Source organism: Candidatus Thiosymbion oneisti, assembly GCF_900092655.1.
Taxonomy (GTDB): domain Bacteria; phylum Pseudomonadota; class Gammaproteobacteria; order Chromatiales; family Chromatiaceae; genus Thiosymbion; species Thiosymbion oneisti.
Map to the genome: position 1 here is coordinate 1 of NZ_FLUY01000543.1, position 24636 is coordinate 24636.

20 protein-coding genes and 1 pseudogene are annotated in these 24636 nt (G+C 61.8%); 20 read left to right on the forward strand and 1 reads right to left on the reverse strand.

From position 1 onward, the window contains the following. Positions 1-66 precede the first annotated feature (66 nt). The 18 genes from BQ17_RS05470 to BQ17_RS05560 all read left to right on the forward strand — a co-directional run bounded on the left by BQ17_RS05470 (position 67) and on the right by BQ17_RS05560 (position 19297). Entirely contained in the window at positions 67-1827 is a 1761-nt protein-coding gene (locus tag BQ17_RS05470; protein WP_256091490.1) for an AAA family ATPase, read from the forward strand. A 194-nt stretch (positions 1828-2021) separates the two neighbouring features. Next, positions 2022-2312 carry a co-chaperone GroES gene (gene groES, locus BQ17_RS05475; RefSeq protein ID WP_089724999.1) on the forward strand — a complete coding sequence of 97 codons (291 nt, stop codon included), beginning with the start codon at positions 2022-2024 and terminating at the stop codon, positions 2310-2312. Positions 2313-2375: 63 nt separating this feature from the next. After that, positions 2376-4019: a chaperonin GroEL gene (groL, locus tag BQ17_RS05480; RefSeq protein ID WP_089725001.1), complete on the forward strand. Its 1644-nt coding sequence runs from the start codon at positions 2376-2378 to the stop codon at positions 4017-4019. 378 nt (positions 4020-4397) lie between these two features. Next, the gene (locus BQ17_RS05485; protein ID WP_089725003.1) at positions 4398-4988 is read left to right on the forward strand and encodes an HNH endonuclease; all 591 of its coding nucleotides are present in this window, start codon (positions 4398-4400) and stop codon (positions 4986-4988) included. Between the two features lie 6 nt (positions 4989-4994). Next, positions 4995-5876 carry a fructosamine kinase family protein gene (locus BQ17_RS05490; protein ID WP_089725005.1) on the forward strand — a complete coding sequence of 294 codons (882 nt, stop codon included), beginning with the start codon at positions 4995-4997 and terminating at the stop codon, positions 5874-5876. Between the two features lie 290 nt (positions 5877-6166). Next, complete coding sequence (locus tag BQ17_RS05495) at positions 6167-7978, forward strand: autotransporter assembly complex protein TamA (RefSeq protein WP_089725009.1); 1812 nt, start codon at positions 6167-6169, stop codon at positions 7976-7978. 142 nt (positions 7979-8120) lie between these two features. Then, positions 8121-9290, forward strand: a complete 1170-nt coding sequence (locus BQ17_RS05500) for a PD-(D/E)XK nuclease family transposase (RefSeq protein WP_089725011.1) — start codon at positions 8121-8123, stop codon at positions 9288-9290. Further along, positions 9287-9724 carry a DUF29 domain-containing protein gene (locus BQ17_RS05505; RefSeq protein WP_089725013.1) on the forward strand — a complete coding sequence of 146 codons (438 nt, stop codon included), beginning with the start codon at positions 9287-9289 and terminating at the stop codon, positions 9722-9724. Before BQ17_RS05500 ends, BQ17_RS05505 begins: the two co-directional genes overlap by 4 nt. Before the next feature lie 574 nt (positions 9725-10298). After that, positions 10299-11051, forward strand: coding sequence for a two-component regulator propeller domain-containing protein (locus BQ17_RS05510; RefSeq protein WP_089725015.1), 753 nt, complete (start codon positions 10299-10301; stop codon positions 11049-11051). Between the two features lie 7 nt (positions 11052-11058). Then, positions 11059-12018 carry an FG-GAP repeat domain-containing protein gene (locus tag BQ17_RS05515; protein WP_089725017.1) on the forward strand — a complete coding sequence of 320 codons (960 nt, stop codon included), beginning with the start codon at positions 11059-11061 and terminating at the stop codon, positions 12016-12018. Between the two features lie 14 nt (positions 12019-12032). Then, complete coding sequence (locus BQ17_RS05520; RefSeq protein WP_176722303.1) at positions 12033-12707, forward strand: hypothetical protein; 675 nt, start codon at positions 12033-12035, stop codon at positions 12705-12707. Continuing rightward, positions 12685-13401: a hypothetical protein gene (locus BQ17_RS21530; protein WP_089725021.1), complete on the forward strand. Its 717-nt coding sequence runs from the start codon at positions 12685-12687 to the stop codon at positions 13399-13401. The genes BQ17_RS05520 and BQ17_RS21530 overlap by 23 nt, the downstream gene beginning before the upstream one ends. Positions 13402-13540: 139 nt before the next feature. Next, entirely contained in the window at positions 13541-14755 is a 1215-nt protein-coding gene (locus BQ17_RS20340; RefSeq protein WP_176722304.1) for a tetratricopeptide repeat protein, read from the forward strand. Then, the gene (locus BQ17_RS05540) at positions 14721-16097 is read left to right on the forward strand and encodes a tetratricopeptide repeat protein (RefSeq protein ID WP_176722305.1); all 1377 of its coding nucleotides are present in this window, start codon (positions 14721-14723) and stop codon (positions 16095-16097) included. Before BQ17_RS20340 ends, BQ17_RS05540 begins: the two co-directional genes overlap by 35 nt. Next, on the forward strand, positions 16094-17458 hold the full coding sequence (locus BQ17_RS05545; protein WP_089725031.1) for a CRTAC1 family protein: 1365 nt from the start codon (positions 16094-16096) through the stop codon (positions 17456-17458). Before BQ17_RS05540 ends, BQ17_RS05545 begins: the two co-directional genes overlap by 4 nt. Continuing rightward, the gene (locus BQ17_RS05550; protein WP_089725033.1) at positions 17459-18046 is read left to right on the forward strand and encodes a hypothetical protein; all 588 of its coding nucleotides are present in this window, start codon (positions 17459-17461) and stop codon (positions 18044-18046) included. A gap of 46 nt (positions 18047-18092) precedes the next feature. After that, positions 18093-18632 (forward strand): hypothetical protein, encoded by a 540-nt coding sequence (locus tag BQ17_RS05555; RefSeq protein WP_089725035.1) that lies wholly within the window; start codon positions 18093-18095, stop codon positions 18630-18632. Continuing rightward, complete coding sequence (locus BQ17_RS05560) at positions 18629-19297, forward strand: DUF2461 family protein (RefSeq protein ID WP_089725038.1); 669 nt, start codon at positions 18629-18631, stop codon at positions 19295-19297. Before BQ17_RS05555 ends, BQ17_RS05560 begins: the two co-directional genes overlap by 4 nt. Before the next feature lie 46 nt (positions 19298-19343). Here BQ17_RS05560 and BQ17_RS05565 read toward each other — a convergent pair. Further along, positions 19344-19639 (reverse strand): annotated as a pseudogene (locus tag BQ17_RS05565) (IS481 family transposase); the annotation flags it as partial. Positions 19640-19857: 218 nt separating this feature from the next. On the opposite strand from BQ17_RS05565, the gene BQ17_RS05570 reads away from it, so the two are divergent. Continuing rightward, positions 19858-23640: a translocation/assembly module TamB domain-containing protein gene (locus tag BQ17_RS05570; RefSeq protein WP_089725042.1), complete on the forward strand. Its 3783-nt coding sequence runs from the start codon at positions 19858-19860 to the stop codon at positions 23638-23640. Between the two features lie 232 nt (positions 23641-23872). Continuing rightward, positions 23873-24412 carry a hemerythrin domain-containing protein gene (locus tag BQ17_RS05575; protein WP_089725044.1) on the forward strand — a complete coding sequence of 180 codons (540 nt, stop codon included), beginning with the start codon at positions 23873-23875 and terminating at the stop codon, positions 24410-24412. Positions 24413-24636 lie beyond the last annotated feature (224 nt).

Below are 24636 nucleotides of genomic sequence, written 5' to 3' on the forward strand. Positions count from 1 at the left end.
CTTCAGTCGGCGGTTGAGTCCGCCGAGGGCCACTTTAGTGGCCCAACCTACCAGCTTCAGCTGGTAGTGGTTGAGTCTCTTATCACGAGACAATTCTATTACGTGGACCGCACGGACCACATCCCATTACTGGAAGAGGCCGGTGACCAACTGCTCTTCCTGCACCCGCGTCGGTTCGGCAAGAGCCTGCTGTTGTCCATGTTGGAGAACTACTATGATCTCAACAAATCGGACCGGTTCGAGCAGCTGTTCGGGGAACTTGCCATCGGCCGCAACCCCACCGCCGGGCACAACCGGTACTTCGTACTCAAATGGGACTTTTCCGAGGTCAGCCCGATCGGTGACGGCGAGGAGATCAAGCGTAATCTTTATCGTTACCTGAATCTTCGGATCAGTGCTTGCTCGGATTATTACCGGGAAACACTGCTGGGTCCCCTCCAAATCGATCCCCAGGATGCACTGTCATCTTTCCGATCCCTGCTGGTTGCCGTGCAGCAAGCCGGTCACCCCCTTTATCTCCTCATCGACGAATACGACAACTTCGCCAATGAGTTGATGATGGGACACCGCAGCGCAGAGAAAGACCACTATCAGGCCCTATTATCGGGCGAGGGCTGCATGAAGGCCCTGTTCAAGACCATCAAGGCCGCTGCCGGCGGACAGGGGTTGGGAAAGGTCTTCATCACCGGCGTCTCGCCAGTCGCCATGAGTGATCTCACCAGCGCCTACAATGTGGCGAAAAATATCTACTTGCAGGCGCGATTCAATGCGCTGTGCGGCTTTCGGGAGGCAGAGATTGCCGGGATGGTGGCGCAGATCGCCGAGGAATGCGATCTACCCCAATCCACAGCGGACGAGGCGCTCTCCATGATGCGGACCTTCTACAACGGCTACCGCTTCAGCCGGCATACGGAGCACCAGGTCTATAACCCGACGCTTGCCCTGTATTTTCTGGAAGAATTTCAGCGTGAATGCCGCTATCCGGACGAAATCCTCGACAGCAACCTAGCCATGGACCGAGGCAAGATGCATTACATCTCCCGCTTGCCCGAGGGCCGACGGCTGATCCTCGATGCCCTGGCCGAGGCCGAGCCGGTGCATGTTCCGAGACTGGCCGATCGCTTCGGGGTGGAAGACATGCTCCATGCCCGCAAGGACACCGGCTTCGTGGCATCCCTCCTGTACTATTTCGGCATCCTGACCCTGGGCGGTGTGACGCCCTTCGGCGAGCTCATTCTGACCATTCCCAACCTGGTCATCCGCAAGCTCTATGCGGAACAGATTCAGGAAATGTTACTGCCGGAAGCCAGAGCAGGAGACCTGGCGCGCCGGGCCGCCGAGGCCCTGTACCAGCGCGGCGATCTACAACCTTTATGCGATTTCGTGGAACAGAAGTATTTCAAGGTGTTCAGCAACCGTGATTACGCCTGGAGCAATGAGCTGACCGTCAAGACCGCGTTTCTGACCCTGCTGTTCAACGATACCCTCTACATCATGGAATCGGAGGTCGAGCTGGAACGCGGTCATGCGGATCTGACCATGATCGTGCGTCCGGACAGGCGTCAGTACCGGATACTGGATATCCTGATCGAGTTCAAATTCGTGTCGCTGAAAGAAGCCGGACTCGATGGTAAGACACTCGAACAAATGGATCGCGAGGCACTACGGGCACTGCCTGCTGTGCAAAGCAAACAGCGCGAGGCCGAGGCGGGCTTAGCGCGCTATCGGGCCAAGTTGAAGACCAAATTCGGCGCTCTACCGCGCCTGCACAGTTTCAGCGTGGTGGCGGTGGGATTCGAGCGATTGGTGTTTGCGCCATCGGAATAGTTTAGCTTCTTTTCCCCTTTCCCCTTCCGTGCAGGCCGTCCGACGTCGAGTCGAAAAGAAGGGTAGGCACTTGACAGCCCGGAACAAGCCCCTATTATTGGCACTCTCAAACAGCGAGTGCTAACAGCCGGTCACCGGTATCGAACCTCCGCACTTGCCATCACTAGCTCAAGCAATGAAGGAGATTGCTCCAAATGAAGATCCGTCCCTTACACGACCGCGTCGTCGTTCGCCGTATGGAGGAGGAACGCACCTCCGCCGGCGGTATCGTGATCCCGGATTCCGCAACCGAGAAGCCGATTCAGGGTGAAGTCATCACCGTCGGCAAGGGTAAGATCCTGGACAGTGGCGAGACCCGCCCCCTGGATGTGAAGGAGGGTGATCGGGTGCTGTTCGGCAAGTATTCGGGCACCGAGGTCAAGATCGAGGGCGAAGACCTCCTGGTGATGCGCGAGGAAGACATCATGGGGGTCGTCGAGGGCTGATGGGCCCCAGCCGGCACCTAAGCACAGCAGACGCCTATCCCACTGAAATCAGGACATAGAGTAATGAGCGCAAAAGACGTCAAATTCAGCGACGACGCCCGCAACCGTATGATGACGGGTGTCAACATTCTGGCCAACGCCGTTAAGGTCACCCTCGGCCCCAAGGGCCGCAACGTGGTGCTCGAAAAGAGCTTCGGCGCCCCCACCATGACCAAGGACGGTGTGTCCGTGGCCAAGGAGATCGAGCTCAAAGACAAGTTCGAGAACATGGGCGCCCAGATGGTCAAGGAGGTCGCCTCCAAGACCTCCGACGTGGCCGGCGACGGCACCACCACCGCCACCGTGCTGGCCCAGGCCATGGTGCGCGAGGGGCTGAAGGCGGTGGCCGCCGGCATGAATCCCATGGACCTGAAGCGCGGCATCGACAAGGCCGTCGGGGCCACTGTGGAGCAGCTCAAGGCCCTGTCCAAGCCCTGCTCGGACAACAAGGAGATCGCCCAGGTGGGCACCATCTCGGCCAACTCCGATGAGTCCATCGGCAAGATCATCGCTGAGGCCATGGAGAAGGTGGGCAAGGAGGGGGTCATCACCGTGGAGGAAGGCAAATCTCTGGACAACGAGTTGGATGTGGTCGAAGGCATGCAGTTCGATCGCGGTTACCTCTCCCCCTACTTCATCAACAACCAACAAAGTCAGAACGTGGAGCTGGAAGACCCCTACATCCTGCTGCACGACAAGAAGATCTCCAACATCCGCGACCTGCTGCCGGTGCTGGAGAGCGTAGCCAAGGCCGGCAAGCCGCTGCTGATCATCGCCGAGGACGTGGAAGGCGAAGCCCTGGCCACCCTGGTGGTCAATTCCATCCGCGGTATCATCAAGGTCTGTGCCGTCAAGGCGCCGGGCTTCGGCGATCGGCGCAAGGCCATGCTCCAGGACATCGCCATCCTCACCGGTGCCACCGTCATCGCTGAGGAGGTCGGCCTCTCCCTGGAGAAGGCCAGCCTCAACGAGTTGGGTACCGCCAAGAAGGTCCAGATTACCAAGGAAGAGACCACCATCATCGACGGTGCCGGCTCCGATACCGACATCAAGGGCCGGGTCGAGCAGATCCGCGGTGAGATCGAGGAGACCAGCTCCGACTATGACCGCGAGAAGCTCCAGGAGCGGCTCGCCAAGCTGGCCGGCGGCGTGGCCCTAATCCAGGTCGGCGCGGCCACCGAGGTGGAGATGAAGGAGAAGAAGGCACGGGTGGAAGACGCCTTGCATGCCACCCGGGCCGCCGTCGAGGAAGGCATCGTCGCCGGTGGCGGCGTCGCCCTGGTGCGCGCCCTGGTCAAGCTCGACGACCTGAAGGGGATCAATCACGATCAGGATGTGGGGATCGGCATTGCCCGCCGCGCCATAGAGGAACCCCTACGCCAAATCGTGGCCAACGCCGGTGCCGAGGCCTCCGTGGTGATGCAGAAGGTCGCCGAGGGCACGGGCAACTTCGGCTACAACGCTACCACCGGTGAGTACGGCGATCTGGTCACCATGGGCATCCTGGATCCCACCAAGGTGGTGCGCTCGGCGTTACAGAACGCCGCCTCGATTGCCGGTCTCATGATCACGACCGAGGCCATGGTGGCCGAGGAGCCTAAGGAGGAGACGCCGCCCATGCCGGCCGGCGGTGGTATGGGAGATATGGGCGGCATGGGAATGATGTAACCGTTCCCGGGCTATTCGCTCATTGGAGAAAACCCCGCTTCGGCGGGGTTTTTTTGCGGACCTGACATCCACTTTGCGCCTTTGCGGTTCCAAATCCCGATCCGCCGGGCTTGTGTTTTCGGGAAGATGGATACGCACTCACCTGGCACAGTCGCAGCCACCCGTGGTCGGACCGTTCGAAAATAGATATCATGGCGCCCGTCCCGAACTGGCTAGGAAGGTGCCTGCTGCGGTACCCGCGCCCTCCTCTTACCCATGTTGCGAGGCCGGACCCTCCGGGCAGGTCCGGGTGAGGCGTTCGGGCTTGACGTCCGGACCGACGAACGACATCCCCCCAACCGACCTTGCAGCCGGCAGGACGCTCCAGGCAGCCACGCGATGTTGAACTTGAGCCAACAGGTACTGCGAACAGACTGGTCCGGAATGCCCCTGGACTGGGTAGATTACCGCTCGGCCGCCAGGCTCTATTCCCTCGGCCAGGTCGTCTACGGGTGCGGCGACCGCCTGTTTCTCCTCCACGGCGGTATCAATGCCGCCACCAAGCGCCGCAGCACTCTGGAGATCAACTCCATCATCGCCACCCACGGCATTCATCATGCGCTGAACAAGCTGAAAGACGACTATGTGCCTCCCCTGTCCAATCGGACCCTGTTTCAACGCGACGATTACATCTGCCTGTATTGCGGCGGCCGCTTCTCCGCCCGCCAGCTGTCAAGGGACCATGTGCGTCCCATCAGTCAGGGCGGTGAGGATCAATGGAACAACCTGGTGACGGCCTGCGTGCGCTGCAATAACCACAAGGCCGGCCGCACCCCGGAGGCCGCCGGGATGGAGCTGCTGGCCGTGCCCTTCACGCCCAACCATGCCGAGTATATCTTCCTCATGGGCCGTAATGTGCTGGCGGATCAAATGGCGTTTCTGCGCGCCCACTTTCCCCGCTCGAGCCCCCTGCTGCTGCGGCTGGGTTGACTGACGATGACTGACTGGTCAGCCATCGCCGCAGCGATCGGCAATGCCGGTGGAGGGCGGGTCGATCCAAGCACCTCGCGCGCGGTCGGCGGGGGCTGCATCAATAGGGCCTACCACCTGGGCAGTAGCCCCCACGCTTATTTCGTGAAGCTCAACGGCCGGGATCGGCTCGCCATGTTCGAGGCCGAGGCCGCGGGGCTCGAGGCGATGGCGGACACCGGCACCATTCGAGTCCCGCGCCCCCTGTGCACCGGCACCGCGGGTGCGCAGTCCTACATCGTCATGGAATATATCGCCCTCGGCAGATCCGGCGCGCATGGAGCCGGCGAGGCGGGTCACCAGCTTGCCGCGATGCACCTGGCCTCCCGGGCTGACTTCGGCTGGGATCGCGACAACACCATCGGCTCCACCCACCAGCCGAACCATCCTGAACAGGATTGGGTAACCTTCTGGGGGCGACACCGGCTGGGGTTCCAACTCGACCTGGCGACCCGTAACGGATACGGCCGCCGGCTCCGGGACCAGGGTGAGCGACTGCTCGTCGCTCTACCCGCCCTGATCGACCATGCCCCGGTCCCCTCCCTGCTCCACGGCGACCTATGGGGAGGCAACTTGGGCTTCGACGAGGCTGGACATCCGGTGATCTTCGACCCGGCCCTTTACTACGGCGACCGCGAGGCGGATATCGCCATGACCGAGCTCTTCGGCGGCTTCGGGGGGGATTTCTACGCCGCCTACAACGAGGCCTGGCCCCTGGACCCGGGATACCGGACGCGCAAGGACCTGTACAACCTATACCACATCCTCAACCATCTGAACCTGTTCGGCTCAGGTTACCTGGGACAGGCAGAGGGGATGCTGCAAGGGTTACTGGCACAGGTACGCTGAGCGCTTTCCGCTACCGGGTCGCAGCACCTATAGACTTCCGGCTCTTTATGGATTCCGGACCGCTTTGGAATGCACCGGCTTAAGCGGCGCGGCCACGTCGAACCTCAACGACGGAGAATACAGCAGCCTTGACTGGAAATTTGAGCGTTGGGTTCCACACCCGCCGCGGTGACGGTGTTTTTCCCCGACTGCAACTTTCATATGCAAATTTCTCGGAGGAGGCACACATCAGGCTCAAGTGATTATGCCCGCAATATAAGTCGAAATGATGGGCTAGGGACTTGGATGTAATGACCGAACTGCGCCTGTGGCCGGTATCCCGTTGTTCCACCATACGTCCGGCCCTGCGACTCCTGCTCGTGCTCTTGGTCCTCCCCATGGCCCAAGAGATACAGGCGCTCGATCTCGGAGTGCGGGTCGAGGGGTTGACCGGTGAGTACGAGAAATACGAGAAAAACGTGCTGGCGCTGCTCGGGATCTACCAGGAACGCAAGGACAAGGATCTCTCAGTGCCGCGGCTCGAAGCCCTGCACCGGCGGGCCCCCGATCAGATCCGCAAGGCATTGGCGCCCTTTGGTTTTTACCGGGTGCAAGTGGAGGATACCTTGACCAGGCCGACGGCTGAGGACGGGGCCTGGGTGGCCGACTACCAGGTGGTTCCGGGCGAGCCCGTCCGGGTGGGCCAGGCGCAGGAGTCCGTCGACTATCGCATCACAGGTCCGGGTGCCGAAGATCCGATTTTTCCTAAAGCGTTTCCCATACAACCGGGGGATGTGCTGCTGCATTCGGAGTACGACAAGGCCACCGATAATATCCGCAGTCTTGCCGCCCGGAACGGCTATCTGGATTACGAGCTGACCTTCAATCGGGCACTGATCGACCTGGACAACTACCAGGCCATCATTCAGTTCCACCTCCATACCGGTCCCCGTTACTACCTGGGCGACGTGAGCTTCACTCAGGACCTGCTCGACGACCGTTATCTCGCGCGGTTCGTCGGCTTCCAACCCAAAGACCGCTACGATCCGGAGGCACTGCTGACCCTCCAGGGCAACCTGCTCGGAACCGAGTACTACGAGCGAGTGGAAATCGTCCCGCACAAGGAGGCGGCCGGGGAGAAACGAACCGTCCCCATCGAGGTAATCGCTACCCCCAACAAGGCCAACAAATACCGCTTCGGCTTCGGTTACGCCACCGACGTGGGTCCCCGCGTGACCCTGGAGTGGCGGCGCCGTTACCTGACCCGGTGGGGTCACACCCTCAAGCTGGAAACCAATATTTCTCAACCTCTTCAGAGAATGAAAGGCGATTACCGGATTCCCATCGGCAATCCGCTGCGCGACTACGTCACCATTCGTCCCGACCTGCGCTCCTACGACATCGCGAGCCGGAAGGGAGACATCCAGACCCTGCAAGTCGCCCACTCGGTGGTGACTCCGGGCGGCTGGCGGCGTACCACCGGCATCGACTACCGGCGGGAGCAGTTCGAGATTGCCGCGGATGATGCGGAGTTGGTCAACGAGCTGGTGCCCAACATCACCTGGTCCAAGACGGTCACCGACGACCCTGTTTACACCACCAATGGCTATCGGATCAAATTTGCCCTCCTCGGCACCGCCCAGGGACTGATCTCCCCCGCCTCCTACCTGAGCGGGAGCGCACGCTTCAAGTGGATAAAGAGCTTTCTCGATCATTACCGTCTCATCGCCCGCTCGGACCTGGGGGCGAGCTGGGCGAACAGCGTCTTTGACCTGCCTGCCAGTCGCCGCTATTTTGCCGGCGGTGACAACAGCATCCGCGGCTGGGCCCTGGATGTGCTGGGTCCCGACGACCCCGGCACTAAGGAAGCCGTCGGTGGGCGCTATCTGGCGGTGGGGAGTCTGGAGCTCGAGCGCCGCATCAAGGGCGACTGGAGCGGAGCCGTCTTCACGGACTTCGGCAACGCCTTCGACCCGGATTTCACCCGCCAGGTGGAGGTCGGCACCGGCCTCGGGATACGCTGGCGCTCGCCCATCGGGCAGATTCGCATGGATGTGGCCTTCGCGCTGACCAAGGACAGCAGCCCGGCCCGCCTCCACATTGTGATCGGTCCGGACCTATGAACAAGGCAACTCCATCCCATTGGCTCACCTTTACAACCGCAATAAAGGCGGTCAAAGTCCCAGCCATGGGATTTTTCAGGACGGTGCCTGCAAACCGCGATTTCCAGGTACCTTCGGATTCCCGGCAAGGGAGGACGACAGCATGAAGAAGACCGGCTGCCAAATCGTCACCTTCGACTGGGTCATCAAGACCATCCTGCGCGACAAGGCCAATTTCGATGTTCTGGAGGGTTTTCTGACCGCCCTGTTCGGACGCGCGGTGGTCATCCTCGATATGCTGGAGAGTGAGAGCAACCGCCAGGACGACCGTGACAAATACAACCGCGTGGATCTTCTGGCTAAGACCGAAGACGGCGAGCGGATTATCGTCGAGGTGCAATACCTCTCGGAGATGGCCTACCTCAAGCGCCTGACTTACGGCACCGGGAGTACCCCGCTTCACCTTATTTTGCGCTCTCAGCGAGGCGAGAAGCGGCCAGATGCTAGGCGCGCGAGCGCAGGAATAGCGGGTCCTATTTCAAGCTCGCGCAACAACGCAGCTGGTCGCTTCTCGCCGCGCCCGGAGGGAGCCCCCCAAACGCGCCAAGGCAGCGTTACAGCGCTTGGCAATAGAGAGAGCTATTCCCTACGCGCTGTGCCTTGCCTTGGCGCGTTTGGAGGGGCTCTGAGAATGCAAAATAAGGTGAAGCGGGGTACTAGAACCATGGTCGAGACCCTGAAGCTGGGCGAGCCCTATGCCAATCTCAAGAAGGTCTACTCCATCAGCCTCCTCTATTTCGACGTCACCGAAGACGGTGACGACTACATCTACCACGGCAAGACCGAATTCACGGGCCTCCATACCCACCATCCGGTGACCTTGAAGAAATCCCTGGTCGGCGAGCCGGTTCGCATCGGCGAGACCAACATCTTTCCCGAATACTATCTGATTCCCCTGAAACGCTTTACGGATGTGGTCCGGGACGACCTGGATCAGTGGGTTTATGCCTTCAAGAACAACGAGGTCCTGGACGAATTTACCGCCCCCGGTATCGGGGCCTTGAAGGAGAAATTCGATTATCTGAGGATGGATGAGAGGGAGCGCAGAAGGTTCGACAAGCATATCGATTACGTCCGCTCCGAGTGGGGCATGATCGAGGATGCCCGACAGGACGGGCTAGAGGTAGGGCTGGCGAGAGGACGCGAGGAAGAAAGGAGAATCCTTGTCAAGTCTCTGTACGACAATGGGATAGCCATTGAAACCATTGCCACATCCGTTGGACTCTCCGAACCGGCAATACGCCGGTTGCTCGACGACATGAGCGATTTATGACAAGCGTCACAGGTTACGAAGACGACGTGGTCGCCTGGGCCACGGAGCAGGCAAATCTACTGCGTGAGGGACGGCTCGACCAACTTGACCGAGAGCATCTGGCCGAGGAGATCGAAGACGTGGGTAAAAGCGAGCAGCGGGAGCTGGTCAGCCGCATGACGCGATTGCTGGTGCACCTCCTCAAGTGGCAGCAGCAACCGGGACGCCGCGGCGCAAGTTGGCAAATTACCATCCGCAACCAGCGGCGCGGTATTGCCCGGCGCCTGAAAGAAACGCCGAGCCTGCGCCCTAAACTCGCCGAACCCGACTGGTGGGCCGGCGTGTGGGACGATGCCACGGCTCAAGCGGCAGAAGAAACCGGACTCTCCGATTTTCCCGAGACCTGCCCCTGGGACGCGAGTGAGATCCTGGATCAGGAGTGGTTGCCGGAGTAGGGCAAGACTTGATTTGTCGTGGGGGAAGCTGAAAAGCTAAACTGAATTTTTTCAAGCTTCCCCAGCATCTCGAATCACGGCTATCAATCCATGTCATGCGCTTCTCATCGGAACAGTCGCAGCGGCCGATCCGCCTGTTTGCTCAGATTCACCTTGTTGATAATAGCGGCAATTACGTTTACCGCTCCTCTCAGCCGCCCCCGCGACACCTGAACCGTCTTTCCCCGCCCCTTGGCTCCGCATCCCGGCCAAAGGCGACCTAGGTCCGGCCAGTAACCAGATCCGAGATCTTGCGATCGGACCGCTCGGGGCCTTGTGGGTCGCTACCGACAAGGGCCTGAGCCAGCTCTGGGAGGGGAACTTCCGCCATCGATGCCGCTGCCGGCCTGCCCTCCGATGAGGTTAATGCAGTGGTCGCGGCCAGCCCCATCCTGGTGGCCGCTACCGGCAAGGGTGTGGCAATAATCCGGGATCCCGGCACCGAGCTGCCGGTCGCCGAGCCCTGTCCTTCAATGTCCCCGGAGAGAAATTCTCTCCTAAGTCTCCTCAAGGAATCGCAAGCATTGTCTCTACGGTGGTGCGGCACGACTCGACCATCCGTTTCACCCTCTATAATCCGGTCGGTCCCGTCTCATCCAGGGCATTTATCGGCTCCTTTGCCATCCCGGCGCATGGCTCCACGCCCGTCTCGGCCAAGCTCCATCCCGTGGGGACGCGCCTACGCGGCCTCCTGGCCGCGCCCGGCCAGAGACTCCTGGGCCTGAGTCCCGAGGGCGATTGGCGCGAGCTGCGCGAGGCGAACGAAGGCTGGCAGAGGTCGGGGGCGGAACAAAAGCCCCTGGACACCCTGAGCACCGATTATGGGACCCTATACGCCGCCGCAACGGGATTGACCCTGTGGGATAAAGACGGAGATCCGATCGCAAGCTGGTCGGGTATTTATCCCGCTGAAGTTCGGAGGCTACGCCTGGCCCTGGGACGGCCGCGCGACGGCTCACCCACGAGCCGGGTATGGGTCGCCCATCCGGATATGGCAATGGAGCTCGATCTACAGGACCCGGGTCGAGGCGTTCTCCAACGGCTGACGCTCGATGATGTCACCGGACTCAATGCAATTGCCGAAGACTCGGCCGGGCGTCTGTGGGTGGGTACGGACCGGGAGCTCTACCTGCTGGATCCTGAGCGCCTAGAGGGTGTCGACACGGGTCCCTGCGAACCACGGGCAGCATCCGCCGAGGTATCCGAGACTGGCAGTAATCTCGCACTCGAGCCAGATCCAGGTACCCAGGCCCAGTTGGGCACATCCGTGTCGGGTCCCACCCGATAGCCGCTACATGCACATCGAGTGGTTCGATACACAGGGGTCGCGGGTCTTGGCCCTTACCGGCACGGGGCTATCTCTTGCCAAGGGTTTCGTCGGCAAGACCGCAGAGTATAAGGCCATACTGCCCGATGCCACGGTTTCTGTCGTGCTCGCCGACCTGGATGCCGACGGCGATATCGACATCGCAGCCGGCAGTGATCGGATCCCTCTCACCAATGCCGGTAAGCGCCGGTTTGTTCAAGAAGAGACCTTGTACAAGACCGGGCCGGTGCCGAAACAGTTGGAAGGGGCCAAAGCGGTAACCGTCGCCGATCTGCAGCGGGATGGGCAGAGTGATCTGTTGATCCTGCACGACGACGCCCTGGTGGTCGCAGTGGGGACCCCCGATGGTCTGCGGGAGGCGCTGCGCGTGACCGCTGGTGCCGGGTCGAATGACTTGGTCATTGCCGACTTCAGCAACGACGGGCGCCTCGATGTCGCCCTGCTGAGACCCAAGTCGATCCGCATGATCTGGAATCTCGACGTCTTCGCGGTGGCCGAGGCCATGGCGACAGAGGACATAGAGCTTGCCGCGGGAGGACCGCAGCGAGCGGTGGTCACGGATTTCAACAACGATGGCCTGCTGGACCTAGCCATTGTCACAGCGGGCGGAAAGACATTGGTGCTGCGCAACCGGGGCGACCAGGGCTTCCACATCCTGAGCACGGAGGAATGGCCGAAACCGACGACCAGTGCTCGCATCATCCCAACCGACGTCGACCAGGATGGCCGCGAGGACCTGGCCTATATTACGGAACAGGGCAAAATCACCATTGTGCGCAATGTCACTGAAGGCGTCGGCAAATCCATCGCCCTGTTCGCCAACGGGGTCAGGGCTGCCCCGAGTGGCCTCCTGACCCAGATCGAGGTCCGCCGCGGCGGCAGCTATGCCTACGCTCAGTCGCCCGGAGGGTGCAGCGGATCGGCATAGGACGATCCGATTATGTGGAGATCTTGAGGCTGGAATGGACCAACGGCTTCATCGAAAACAAACTCAAGATCGACGCGGCACCCACTGTCTACCCATTTAAGGAGTCCGAACGGATTTCCGGGTCCTGTCCCAACCTTTTCGTTTGGAACGGGGAACGCTTCGAATACCTTACGGACGCCTTTATCAGCGGTCCCATGGGGGTACCGCTCGACCGCGGCATCTATTTTCCGGTCAAAGACCGGGAGCTGATCCTGATACCGGGTGACCGGGTCCGGCTTCGCGATGGGCGACTCGATATCCGCTTCATCGAGGAGTTGCACGAAACGGTCTTCCTGGACCGCGCCCGGCTCCTGGTAGTCGATCACCCGGAGGGAACAGAGGTCCTTCCCCATTCCCGCTTGGCCCCCGTCCCTGCGCCGGCAGAGCCTTTCTATATCGCCCGTGACTTGCTCGCACCGGCGCGTGCGCGCGGCTCCGATGGTTCCGATCTGACCGTGGCCCTGGCCCGAGTGGACGGGGTACACGCAGATTTTTTTCACGCGCTCCCCACACGCCGGATTCGCCGCGCCCCATTGGATCGAGCTGGAGCTTCCGGAGGCCGTCGATCCCGCGGAAGTGGATGCCCTTCTGGCCACGGGTTGGTTTTACTATTTCGAGTCCACCTCGATGATTGCACAGGCACAGGGTAACGGTCCCGATCTCCCTTGGCCTCGTATCCAGCAGTTTATCGACGGTGTTTGGCAGAACGTAGCCCCGCTGGGGGTGCCGTCGGGCAAAGGCAAGACCGTGGTCGCTCCGATAAAGGGACGGCTTGCCTCGCGGCGACTGCGTATCGGCTCCGGAATCAGCGTTTACTGGGACCGTATCGCATTTAGTCTGACGAATGCACCGCCACTGGTTGTGGGCGAAGCCCCGCTGGCAGAGTCAACGCTGCGCTTCCGCGGATTTTCGAGACTGATCGCCCGGGATCCGGAGCGGTTCGATTACCACGGTGTGCGTTACTCGTCGCTGTGGAGCCCGATGCGTGGACGCTTCACTGCCTATGGACCCACCGAAGGGCTCGTTGCGTCGGCCGACGGCCGCTATGCAGTGTTTGGTTCGGGCGACGAGATTTCCTTCTCCTTCGTAGTGGAGCGGCCTGTCCCCCCACCGCCTCGGACGCGCAGCTTCCTCCTCGAGCTCGTCGGGTACGTCAAGGACGGTGATCGTTACACCGGTCATGCCGGACAGGTCGAGCCGATCCCCTATCTGGGTCTCGATCAATATCCCCCGCCGCAGGACGATCGCCTGCAAGCGGCCCAGACCCATTCGCCTTATCGCACACGGGCTCCACTCGACTTCACTCTGGCTACGATTGGCACACCACGGAGCAACACCCAATGAGGAACGGAATTGGCAAAGTCGCGCTTTCAGGCGTCACGGCGTTTCTCGCCGTCGTCTCCGGGGTTGCACTCGGTGCCCCGGAGTTCGGCATATCGGCCTCCGAGAGGACCCAGGCGACAGCCGCTACGTTGACCGCAGAGTGTTCCCCGGTATTGGAAAAGGCCCGGAAACTCGCCGAGGCCGATGGCCGGATTATTTTGAGAAGAACGATACCTCGATCTCCTATTTCGAGCGCGCCATCGAGCTCCAGGAAGAGCGGGCAATAAAACCCTCCGATATCCTTGCGTACGTCCGTCTCGGTGATGCCCTCGCCAAGGCCGGAAACATCGAGCAGGCCAGAGATGCCTGGCAGCGTGGCGTGGCCCGACTCGGCAGCCATGGCGATCTCGTGGAACGCCTGGAGATCGACCCTGCCCATCTGAAAGAATCGGTAACCGAGGCCTACAACCCGTGGTATGGATTGGCGCCGGCGGTCAATCCGGTGCGTGTGCGCAACAAGCTCGGGGAGCTGGATCTACGCGGCCAGTTCTACGCCTACGAGGGCATGGGTTTTGCGGTTGCCCTATTCAAAGACGCGGTTGCAACCCAAGCGGCGGAGTTAGTTACACGCCTGCCGTTCGCTTCGGGTTCGACATTCGCCCACGGTGCCGGCCGTGCGCTGTGGATCAAACATGGGGATGATGCCGCACAGGTGAGCCGGGTGGTCTCGGCGTTCCCCGAGCAATTTCAGGGTGACGTGCGCGCCGGTTTCGGGATGGGCGTCGCCTTCGCCCGCATCGACAAGCTTGATGTCATCCTCTCGCAAATGCCACCGTTCCGCCGGGAATCGCCCATGACCTGCTTGGATTATCTCACCGGCGCAGCGATGGGGCTGGCCATCCGTTACGAAACGGATCCCGGTTATGTGCGCGATGCGATGAAGTGGGGCAAGAGCCCGCGGATCCGCGTGCTTGCACCGACATTGCTCCAGGCCGGCTGGACGGGCTCGAGGCCGTCGAGCAGGTGGGTACCGAGATGCACCGGAACTGGCGCACTGCGATCCGCAAGCAACTCGGCGATGGCCCTGGGGCCGCGATCACCAAGAAAACTTGTAATGCGCGCACTGCCATGCGGATACGGTCGAGCAATGGGCATCGTCCGCCCACCGCTTCTCATCCTTCAACAACCCTTTCTACGTGGCGACGCTGGAGTATCTGCGCGAGACCCCGACCGAGCCAAACGAGTTCGTCGCGGCGCACTTGGCTGCGTTCGGCCTGCCCCAAGAGGCTACGGGCCGGGTAAAGTCGCGCTGGTGTGCGGGTTGCCACGATCCGCTGCTCGTGTTGACCGGCCGTATGCGCGAGGATGTCGATAAGGAGGCCGTCGCTGCCCAAGCCGGCCTTACCTGCATGAGCTGTCATGGGATCGCGGAGATTCCGAATCACACCGGCAACGGCAATTACGTCTGGAACGATCAATACGCAGACAGCTATATCTTCTCGCGAGCGACCTCCGGTCTCGACATGCTGCTGCACGACATGTACCTCAAGGCCAATCCGGAGCGTCATGTCGCCGATCTGATGAAGCCCTTCTATCACGTGGTCGTCCGCAACCTGAACGTCGGGCATACCTTTCCCGGTGGCACGAACGATTCCAATGAGGCCTGGATCGAGGTGACGGTGGCCAGCGACGACGGAACCTTGGTGGCCGGTAGCATGGACGCGGGCGGACACGTGAGCGAGAACACCCGCATCTACAACCTGGTGGGCGTGGACCGGCAGGGCCGGCGGATCGACAAGCGCAATGCCCATGAACTGGTCGCGCCCATCTACGTGGTGGTGATTCCGCCGGGTACCGCGGATTTCTCGCGTTATTCGGTCCCGCTATCGGAGTTGGGCGATCTGTCCGCAGGCGTTTCGATCCAAGTCCGTCTGCTGTGGCGCAAGTTCAATCGCGCCTATACCGAGTTTGCCTTTGCCACCAACCGGGAGGGATTCGCCAAGTTCGAATCCGTGCCGGATCTTCCGGTCACCGAGATCGCCGCCACGACCCTGACCGTCAAACGTGAAGGCAGACGTCTGCTGGCGCAGGCGGGGGTACCTGGGCAGGTCGCGTCTACGGCACTTATGCATGATTATGCCATCGGCTTCCTCCGGCAGGGGGATTTCAGGTCGGCTAGGCAAGTGATCGACACTGTGCTCGACCTGGAGCCGGAGTGCGTGAATTGCCTCAGAACCCGAGCCCGCGTAGAAATGGCGGAAGGACAGTTTAAGGCCGCCAGGCGCACCTTGACCGAGGCGGAGCAGCTGGCGCCGGCCGACCCGCAGAGCGCGTGGCTGTGGACGCAGGTCCTGGTCCGGGAAGGCAATTATGATGCCGCCGCGGGTGCCCTGGACCGGGTACTGGAAGTATTTCCCCAAGACCGCATGGCGCACAAACTCAAGGCGCGGGTCGCCTATCTCGACGGGCGGTTCCGGGACTCGCTCCTGGCGGTCGCCACGGCACTGGCAATCGATGCCGAAGATGCCACCGCCCATTACTACGCGATGCTCGCCCATCGCGCCCTGGGAAATACCGAGCAGGAAAAGGCGTCCGAAGTCGCTTATCGGTATCACAAAGCGGATGAGACGGCGCAGCAGGCAATCCTGGCCTTTCGCCAGACCGAAGATGAGGCCAATTTCGCGGCCCAACGGATCAAGGTGTTCATGCTCCGATGAAAATATACGGCCTTTATGGGGTGGTGGTTGCAGTGCCTCTGATTCCCGGTGGCTGCTCGCAAGAGGATGAGGCCGGTGACCGGAGGCCCGCGCCGACACCGACCTATACCTATACGGACTCCGCCGGGCGGATCTCGGACCTCAAGCGGCCTGTGCTGTGGGTGGAGCCGACGGCGGAGTTCGGGATCGATTTCGTCCATGAAACCGGGGCGGCCGGAGACAAGTTGATGCCCGAGACCATGGGGCCCGGTTGTGCCCTGTTCGACTATGACGGGGACGGCCGGCTCGATGCATTGTTCACGGATGGGCGGCCCTGGAACGACCGGTCACGACGCCCGATCGCACGGCTCTACCGCAACGAGGGCGAGCGTTTCCGGGAGGTCACCTCGGAGGCGGGTCTGGACTCGATCTTGGGGTATGGCATGGGGGTCGCTGTCGCCGATTACGACGCGGACGGTGATTCGGATCTGGCCGTGACGACGGTTACCGGCACCCGGTTGCTGCGTAACGATGCCGGTGTCCTGGTCGATGTGACGGCCGCCGCCGGGCTGGAATACGGCGTACCGGAATGGGCGACGTCCGCGACCTGGCTCGACGTAGACCAGGATGGGTGGCTCGACCTCTTCGTCGTCCACTATGTGCAGTGGAGCCCGGAGACGGACATCTTTACGACGCTGGACGGCACCAACAAGTCCTACGCAACGCCGCAGGTCTGCGAGGGACTCGATAACCGCCTGTTCCGCAACCTGGGGAACGGCCGGTTTGCCGACATAAGCGCAGAGGCGGGATTGGTCTCGGGAGAAAACAAGGCCCTCGGCGTGGTCGTACTCGATGTCAACGACGATCGATTTCCGGATCTGTTCGTTTCCAACGATACGGTCGCTAACAAGCTCTACGTCAACGACGGCAAAAGCCTTGCCGATCTGACCGGGGCACCGGCCAGTGAAGCGGTGGTCGGGCGCTGTGTAGCCCTCGGTGACATGGACAAGGATGGCGATCTGGATGGGCTGGTGTCGGTCAATGATGGATCACCCTTGATCCTCCGTAACGAGACCGGTGGAACGCGCGCGGTCCGGATCGACCTCAGGGATCCCGCTAGCGGCAACCTCGAGGCGCTCGGGGCAGAGGTCGTGCTCAGCGGCAATGGTTGGTCGCGAAGCGAAACCGTACGGGCACGTGGGTCCTATCTGGGACACAGCCCCTATACCTTACATTTCGGAGTACCGCGCGACGCCGGGGATGAAGTCACAGTCCAGGTCCGTTGGCCGGACGGTACCTTCGAGAAGAGGGGCGTGGTGCGGGTCGGGGGTTATTACCGTATCCGGCGACACGCCGAGCTGACCACCATCAGACAGGGGTGAATGATGAACCCAAGTACCAGGTTTTTGGTCTATGTAACCTTGCTGGGAGGGTGGTTGCTGGTCAGCGGATCCGCCGCCGCCTTCACCGTGTACAGCACCACGGAAAGCTTCATGGGAGCCGGCACCTTTTATGGTCCGGGGAGGCTTCCGGACTCCGTGCTCTTCGACGTGAGGATCCGCAACGTCGCTTTCACCACGGCGGCGACCTTTGTGACGCCCTTCTTCAATAACGGCGCGCAGGAACCCAACGTAGAGGGGGAGATCGCGACCTCGTCCAGCCCGGATGGATTTTTCAGTGCGGACGTGGGACCCTTCGAGCTGAACGGTATTCCGTTTCTGGTCGGGATCGGTGCCGGTGGTGCCCACCAGGGCGAGCAGATCTCTGTGCTCCTGGACGGCCACACCATGATTATGACGATGGACATCGTCTTCGACATGGGTATCGGGCCTGCGAGTATCGTGGCGGCCCCCTTCTACGGCACTACAGGAGAGGTGACGCTGCCACATCCCTACGCCCCTGTTTCCGGCGATGATCCGAAATATGGCGTTCACTTCCGATCGCGATTTTGTAACTCCGTTTTGGAATAACGGTGGGGAGGCCTCGAACATTGCGGCCGAAACGGACTTTCCCCCGGTGGACGGCCGCCTGTCCGACGGGACCCTGATCAATGAGAACGTGGATCTGGGGACCTTCACACTTGCCGGCACGCGCTTCTTACCCGCCATCGGCGAAGGTGGGGAGTTCTCGGGTCAGCAAGTGACGGTAACAATGGTCGATGGCAACCTGGTCATGGTCATGGACCTGATATTGGACCTGGGCATCGGACCGCGGGGTGTCATCCGGTTGCCCTTCTACGGTACCACCGGGACGCTCACCATCCCGGGGCCGCACGTGACGACCGGCGGTCCGGTCGGACCGAAACAAGTCGGTCCGCTACAAACGGGTGAGACCGTTTCCGGGCGGATCGGCGATTTCAACGGTGATGGGTATATCGACGGGACGCTGGTGGCGGTCGGCGTAATGCCCTTGTCCTCTCCGATCTATCCCGGCCAGCCCTATGCCCTTTCTCGAAACTTCGAGACCGACATTCACATCGATGTACTCGTACATGGGTCGGCCAAAGACGTCAATAAGGCATATGGTTTCTTATCTAATGAGGGCGTGACGCAATGACACATTTTTCGTCCGATACCTTCAGGTTCCTGGGTGATCTGACCGGTTTTCGAGATAAGCAATGGTTCGACGCGAATCGCTCCCGTTATGAAGCCCATGTGCTCGAACCGATGCGTTCGTTGGTATCGGTAATCGGCGCTCAGTTGAGAGAACAAGTGCCGGATATGGAAATCCGACCTCAGGTCAACAAATGTATCACGCGCATCAACCGGGATATGCGGTTTGCGCGTGGGAAGAGCCCCTATAAGGATCATATGTTGGCGCTCTTCTATCGCGAGGGGCGCAAGAAAGAAGACCCGCAGCTGTTCGTCGGCATCCAACCGACAGAGGTCTGGGTGGGCCTGTACCTATCGCCCCCCTTTCTCGCCTCCGATTCTGCCATTGCAAGAGCGGTACAGGATCGTCCGGACCGGGTCGTTGCCCTCGGCAGGGCCCTGGGCATCGGTGAGGACCTGATGCTCGGGAGCTGCAGCCGCTACGGCGAGATCGAGAACAGCATGAACGGTGGCGATGCAGAGCATTACGTCACGGGGCCACATCTCTGCGCGATGAGAATCTTTCCAGCGAACGAGGTGGCGGCGGATCCGGCCGACTTCGTCGAAGAGGCGACGGAGATACTCACGCGTCTCGTTCCCTTGTGGCGGGCCTATCTCGAGGGTATATAAATGCGAGTTATCGTGCTGATGTCAAGTCCCGCCAGATTATAGACACCTTCTGGGGCGTCAGCGCCTTGAGGTTAGAAACGCCGTGGCGGCGCAGACAGCGGTCCAGGCCGGAGCGGGAGACCTCAGAGTGAATGAACTCCACCAGCAGGTCATCGAGCGGTAGCAGCAAGGTCTTACGCAGCTCCACCACCACCAGAGCCGGGGTGAGGGTGGTCTGCAAGCGGTGCGGCGTGTGGCAGCCGTCGGCAACCCCGTCGTCACGGTGCTTCCAGCGGCGGATCCTATTCTCACTCACACCCAGCTCAGCAGCCAGTGCGTGACGGACTGGGTTGACGCTTGGATGTAAGGGCGAGTCTTCGGGGTCGTGGTCGCATTGGCATGTAACCTGGATGTTCATGGCGTTTGCTCCGTCGCAGCGGAGGCTACAAGTAACTCCAGAATCTCTCTGGCACGCAACAATGACCCAATTTTAGATCCTATGCAATCATCCGGGACCCAACAACTAAGGAAAGCAGCCCGGCCCGCCTCCACATTGTGATCGGTCCGGACCTGTGAGCGAGATGGCCCAGAACACCGATACGACCCAGACAGCCGACCCGTCGGAGGCGCCGCCTCCCATGGCGTCGAAACCCGGTCGCCGGTTCTGGTTGCGGGTCCCGTTCACGCTCCTGTTGCAGGCGGTTCTGCTGCTCCTGCTGGTGGTCTTTTGGGTGCTGGGCACCCAGAGTGGGCTGAGGTTCGCCCTCTCCCTAGGGGAGGAGCTGGCGCCGGGTCTGCTCCAAGTGGAGCGGGCCGATGGTCGTATCCTGGGGGATTTGCACCTCGAGGGCTTGAGCGTTCGGCCCCCCGGCGTGGAGCTGAGGTTCAGCAACCTGGATCTGCGTTGGAGCCCCCTGGCAGCCCTGACCGGGACCCTGCGGATCTCCGAGCTCAGCGCGCGGGAGCTGGATATCGCCATCGCCCCTTCCGAGGACGAAGAAGAAGCGGCGTCCGGTCCTGTCGAGCTCCCGGAGATCCTGTTGCCCCAGGGGCTCGAGCTGGCGTTGGAGCAGGCGTTGGTCGGGCGGCTGAGCATCAGTACTTTGCATGGGGGCACCCTGCATGAGGATTCCCGCTTCCGTATCGACCGTATCGGGCTGGCCGCACGCTGGTCGGGTAGCCAAGTCACCTTGAAAGCGCTGACCCTCACCCTTCCGGAGCCGCAGTTGCGGGCCGATGCCCAGGGCGAAGTGGACCTGACCGGCGACTATCCGTTGGCGTTGGGACTGACCTGGAAGCTGGCCCGGGAGCCGGCATTAGAGCTGGCCGGCCAGGCGACGATCGGCGGCGACCTCGATACGCTGTACGTGGAAAACAATCTGACGGGGTTGGCTCAGGTCCGGCTCCGGGCCGAGGTCCAGGGGGTCTTGGATCACCTCCGTTGGGCGGGCGAGGTGCGTATCCTAGGCGTCGATCTGCCTGCGATCCAGACAGATCTGCCGGCGCTGGATCTGAGCGGAATACTGACTACCGGCGGCGACCTCGACAATGCCCGGGTGCAGGGAAACCTGACCGGTGTGGTCCCGGATCTGCCTGACGTCGGACGGCCTCAGGCCAAGCTGGACGTCCGTTGGCGGGACGGGGCTCTTGACATCGCGGATCTCAAGCTGACCGAGAGCAAATCCGGTGCCCGACTCACCGCCGGTGGGGAGTTGGACCTCTGGGACCCCGCGGGCAAGGTCGATCTGCAGGTCACCTGGGAGGGGCTGCGCTGGCCCTTGGTCGGGGAGCCTGTCGCCGTGGTCGAGCAGGGCGATCTCCGGGTCCAGGGGGCCCTCGACAAATTCAGCTATCGGGTCTCCTCCGAGGTCCGGGGCCGCGATTTCCCCGCGGCGCAGCTACGGCTCACGGGGAAAGGCAATCGGCAGGCCGCCCGGATCGACAACCTGCGGATCGACACCCTGGACGGAAAGATCGAGGCCAAAGGCCGAGTCGCCTGGTCGCCGGAGCCGAGTTGGGCCCTGACCCTGGTGGCGGACGGGCTCGATCCCGGCCGGCAATGGCCCGAATGGGGCGGCGTTTTGGACGGACGCGTCCTGAGCAAAGGCGAGCTCAAGGATGGGGGGCCCGAGTTCAGTGCTCAGATAGCGTCCCTCACCGGCAAGCTGCGGGGCTATCCGGTGGACGCCGTCGCCGGGATACGGATGCAGGGTAGCGAACTCCGGGTCGATGAGCTGCGCGTCGCCTCGGGCCCCAATAGCCTGAAGGCCGTCGGCTCGGTGGGCGAGCGGCTGGACCTGACGTTGAACATCGATGCGCCGGATCTCAAGGGCCTGCTCCCCGACGCCCAGGGCAGCATACGGGCGGATGGGGCCGTAACCGGCACCCTCGCGACCCCGGCGGTGAGTCTCGATCTGACCGCCGATGGTGTCGCTGTGGCGGGGCAGAGCATTCGGGGCCTGAAAGGTACCGCCCAGGTCGATCTGGCGCCGGGCGGTCCGGTAAAGATCGACCTCACCGGACAAGACCTGATAGCAGGTGGGATGGTCTTCGACAGTCTAAGCATCCAGGGCAAGGGTGACATGGGCGCGCACCGTCTGTCCGCGCAGGTCACCGGCGCGCCCTTGGATCTGGACCTCAAGGCTAGCGGCAGCCTGAAAGGAGATAATGCCTATGCGGGTCGACTGGAAGGATTGGCGCTACGCACCCAAAAGTTCGGTAACTGGCGGCTACAGCAGGCCGCTCCGATCGATCTGGCCGGGGCGCGGATCAGCGCAGGTCCGCTCTGTATCCGCGAGGAGGCCGGCTCAGGGGGCTGCGCGCGCTTCACGCAACAGGAGGCGGGGCGCTGGAACGCGGCGCTCGATCTGGACCGTCTGGCCTTCGATCTGTTCAAGGGATTCATTCCCGAAGATTTGGTCTTAGCGGGCGCGGCCAGGGCCGAGGCCGACTTTCAAGCAGCAGGCGGGATACTCACAGGCACCGCCGGAGTGCGGGTCGTCGAGGGGAAGCTCACCACCCTGCATGGCGGGCACTCTGAACAGCTGGACTTCACGTCCGCGCAGCTTGCTGTCGATGCGAGGAAGAAAGGTCTGCGGGCCAAGCTCGCGGTCCCCTTGACCGGTTTGGGCAAGCTGTCCGCCGATGCCTCCCTGCCCGGCTGGAGCCTGAACCAACCCACGCGCCCGCAGCAGCCCCTGCGGGGAGGCGTGCAGGCACGGATCAAGGATTTGAGTATCGTCTCGCGCCTGGTTCCGGACATCACGCGTGTGACCGGAAACCTGAAGGCGGATTTCAAGCTCGGGGGAACCTTCGCCAAGCCGGGGCTCAGGGGCGCCGCCCGGCTGGCGGGCGGGGGGCTCCAGGTACCCTTCATCGGCCTCAAGGTCGCGGACCTGACCTTCGACGCCCAGGCCAGGGGTCTCGACCGCATCGAGTACCACGGCGGCCTTAAGGCCGGAGCAGGCCGGTTGGAGATCAAGGGCAGCACCCTGCTGGGCGCCGAGGGTCCGATTACCCGTATCGGCGCCCAGGGCAAGCGGCTCACGGTGGCGAATTCCAAGGAGTATTTCGTCCTGGCCTCACCCGACCTCCAGGCCGAGATCGGGCCGCCGGGAGCCAAGCTAACCGGTACGGTGACGGTGCCTGAGGCCCGCATCCGGCCCCGCAACCTCCCCGCGGGCACAGCTTCGCCGTCGTCGAACGTGGTCATCCTCTCCGAGATGCAGGGGAGGCAGTCCCGTTACGCTACGAACATCGACCTGCGCCTGGTGCTGGGCGAGCAGGTGACCGTCGATGCCTTCGGTCTGAAAGGCGCCATACAGGGCGAGCTGGCCATTCTCCAGACACCGGGAAAAGAACTTCTGGGGGACGGCAAGTTGGAAATCGTCGAAGGCACCTACCGCATCTCCGTCGTTGGGCCCCTAAGTGCGGACGTCGGCACCCCGCTGACCATCGAGCAAGGGTTCCTGAGCTACGCGAAATCGCCCATCGACAACCCCCATCTGATCCTCACGGCCCAGCGCGAAGGGGGAGATATCACCGCCGGCCTGCGAGTCTTCGGCACCATCAAAAACCCGAAGCTGACCTTTTTCTCCGCGACCGATCCCGGTATGTCCCAGTCGGAAGTCACCAAATACCTGGTGACCGGCATTCCCCCCAAGCGCAGCGGCGAGGGGCAACCGGACCAGGCCATCTCCTTGGGCACCTATATCGCGCCCAAGGTGTTCGCGGAGTATGACTACAGCCTGGGTAACGAGTCCGATAAAATCAAGCTGCGCTATGACCTCAACGACTGGATCGAGCTGCAGGCCGAGACCGGCGACGCCCAAGGCGGCGACATCTTCTTCACGCTCGAGCACTAGTACCCAGTTTCAGCAAGATTTTCCGGCAAAATCAGTCTCTGTCATCTCGACCGAAGGGAGAGATCTTTGACGATAGCTCCTAATTGTTTTACATCTATTTATTATCCGGTTGCCCTGGTATTTGCAGGGGTCCGAAAACGCCTGCGCGGTTGTCGTGCTAGACTAGTTTACAACCGGTGCCGTGCCTCGGTTCCATACCTGTCGCCTATGGATTTTGTGGAGAGGAGAAGTCATGGCCGAGCTGCTCGACCGTCTCATCCGGGATCACAAACACCTCTTGCGCGTGCTCGATCTGCTCGACGACCTGTTGGACCGGTTCCACGCGGGCGGCGAGCCGGATTACGAGCTCCTGTGCGAGCTGCTGGAGTACATGGAGGACTATGCCGACCAGGTCCACCATCCGAGCGAAGAGGATATCTTCGACCGGCTCCGAGCACGCAGCAACGAGAAGTATCCGGTGCTGGACTTGTTGAGCAACCAGCATCAGCTGCTCAGCCAGGTCAATAAGCGTTTTTGCCGATCGTTGGAAGGCATCATGCACGAGGAGGTCTTGCGGCGGGACCAGGTGGAGGTCCAGGGCCGCGAGCTGGTCAAGACCTTGCGGGAGCATTTGGACCTGGAGGAGCGCGCGGCCTTCCCGCTGGCGCGGGAACGCTTGTCCGCGAGCGATTGGGACGAGCTCCGCTCAACGGCGTCCGGCGAGCAGGATCCCTTGTTCGGCGAAGCAGGACAGAGGCGCTTCCAATCACTGCTTCGGTATCTGGCGGATTAGGCCATGTTGACATTAGCCAGGTGGATTGGGATGCGTCATGCCCGAGATCGGGATCGGGATCGAAATCGGGATTGCGCCCCCGATTTCGACCTGCCAGGCTTCCCAACAGTTGGTTGGGCGCAGGATATCAGGTTAAATGTCAACAACCCCTAGTACGTAGTTTCGCTCGATATTGCTAGTCCCCGCACTGGAGCGTGTGAACCAAGCGTGTGAGCCAGCAGATA